At 25.7% G+C, this 2,279-nt stretch carries 2 protein-coding genes and 1 pseudogene; 1 reads left to right on the forward strand and 2 read right to left on the reverse strand.

All coding sequences use genetic code 4. The features are described 5' to 3' along the window. Together rlmD and rsmD are read right to left on the reverse strand one after the other, a co-directional pair. Window positions 1-1,310, reverse strand: a 1,310-nt coding sequence (gene rlmD, locus ACNF36_RS02970; protein ID WP_418303674.1) for a 23S rRNA (uracil(1939)-C(5))-methyltransferase RlmD, incomplete at its 3' end; no start/stop codon positions are given. Next, on the reverse strand, window positions 1,298-1,840 hold the full coding sequence (gene rsmD / locus ACNF36_RS02975; RefSeq protein ID WP_418303675.1) for a 16S rRNA (guanine(966)-N(2))-methyltransferase RsmD: 543 nt from the start codon (window positions 1,838-1,840) through the stop codon (window positions 1,298-1,300). The genes rsmD and rlmD, both read right to left, overlap by 13 nt. 71 nt (window positions 1,841-1,911) lie before the next feature. On the opposite strand from rsmD, the pseudogene ACNF36_RS02980 reads away from it, so the two are divergent. Then, a pseudogene (locus ACNF36_RS02980) lies at window positions 1,912-2,279 on the forward strand (tRNA (guanosine(46)-N7)-methyltransferase TrmB); the annotation flags it as partial.

Below are 2,279 nucleotides of genomic sequence, written 5' to 3' on the forward strand. Positions count from 1 at the left end.
ACAAGCGCCTCAATATGTGGTGTATTAGGAAACATATCAAAACCTTGAATGTAAGTTATTTTATAAGAATTAGCTTCTAAAATTAATTGTAAATCTCTTATTAATGTCTTAACATCACAAGACATATAAACAATATTTTTGATTTGTTTTTCAATTATTCAATCAATGAATTCTTTACTTATTCCACTACGTGGTGGGTCTAAAATTAGAATGCTGTCTTCTAAATTAGAAACGTTCTTAGTGAAATAAACATCAGAAGATATTGTTTTATATTCACCACTAACAGAGTTTAAAAGTTTGTTATTATTTGCATTTTTAATTGCACTTGAGACAATGTCAGAACCATATACATAATTATTTTTGTTAGCAACAATTTGACCAATTGTACCAACTCCACAATATGCATCTAAAATAGTTTTAACATTGTTTTTGCTATTTACATACTCTTTTATCTTAGTAAACATCATTGATGCAACAATATCGTTTACTTGAAAGAAAGATTGAATGCTACAAATGAATTCTTTATCATTCAACTGCATTTTGAATTGCTCTTTTTCAAATAAGACTTGTAAACTGTGCTTTTTGTTGATACTTAGTGAAATAACTTGTGTAATTTCATTAAGTAATTTAACTAATTTATTAGGTAAATCATAATCAGAGTGAATCGATAAACAAACATCAACTTGATTTTTTGAATTTGCTCTTAATGTGATTTTTTCAAACATTTTCAAGTTTTTTAATTTGGTAGTGTTTTCTAGAAATGTTTGAATTGTATCTAAAATATTGCTGATTGTTTCTTTTATGATCGGTTTAACTAAAAATAAATTATTAGCATCTGTTATTTCATTAGACTTTTGATTAATTTCATTGATAGTCAACTGATTATTTTGAACGCTTAATTTATAAGAAACTTTATTTCTATATTCAAATTGAATTAGAGATTGAGTAAATTGAGAATAAACTTCATTTAAATTTATGTTTGGCAAGTTTCTTTTAAGCAAATTATAGAAATAGTTATTTTTAAATTTGATTTGAGCAGGATATTTTAAAGTGACTAATGGTGCTGATGGAGTTCATTGAAATTCAGAGTTTCTATCATCAGAAAAAGTTAAATGTTTAACAATGCATCCAAATGCATAATTTTTATATAAGTTTGTTATCTTGATAATTGCTTCTTCATTAGGTAATAAATCACTTATGAAAATAGGAAAGTTATTTTCATCTCTATAAACACCATAACCTTCGTAACTAATTTCACTGCATTTAACTTTTAACTCTTGTCGTAAGGTATATTTGTTTATTTTAGACATATTTTTAAGATATAAACCTTTCCATATTGTTTTTCTTTATAAACTTGCAAATTGTTAGGTAAGACAATTAAATTAGGTTTATCAGTTTCTAAAATAATTTCACCATTTTCATTTAGTAAGCTTTTTTGTGAAATTATTAAAAGTGAATTATTGACTAATTCATATTCAACAAATGGAGCATCAATAAAGATAAAATCATAAGTTTTGCTTGTCTTACTTAAAAAATGTAAAGCATCATCATTAAATAAACTTATTTGATTATCTGTTTTAGTTTTAGCAACATTTGCTCTAGTTACAGTAAAAACTTGTCTTTGTTTTTCAACTGCATCAACGTGTTTTGCACCTCTGCTGATAGCCTCAATAGCTCAAGCACCTGAACCTGAAAACAAGTCTAAACAAGTTGTGTCTTCAATTTCAAATTGAATTGATGAAAAGACAGCTTCTCTGACTTTATCTCCTGTAGGTCTAGTGAATTTTGAATCTGGTTGTTCTATTATTAAGTGACGTAATTTACCTGCTATTATTCTCATTTTAGCTCCTTATAAAAATTCTTTTTAACTATTCATATAGTGATTTTTAAATTATACATTATAATAAAACCATGAGATTGAGATATGATAAAAATGCTGAAGCAAATTTAGCAAATTCTGACTTTTTAATTAAAGAATTTCCAGTTAACTTAAAAGAAAATGATGTTTTAGAAATTGGAGCAGGTAAAGGTGAAATGATTGCTCAATTAGCTCTTCAAAATCATAATATTACATATTATGCTTTTGAAAAATATCCAACAGTAGCTAATAAAATTCTTAAGAAGATTAATGAACTTAATTTAAAAAATCTTTTCATTATCACTAAAGACGCAAGTAATTTGACTGAATTATTTACAGGTAAAATAGACACAATTTGATTAACTTTTTCAGATCCGTGACCTAAAAAAGCTCACGAAAAAAGAAGATTAACATACAAAAC

Source organism: Mycoplasma sp. 4463 (genome assembly GCF_048381515.1).
Classification (GTDB): Bacteria; Bacillota_I; Bacilli_A; order Mycoplasmatales; family Metamycoplasmataceae; genus Mycoplasmopsis.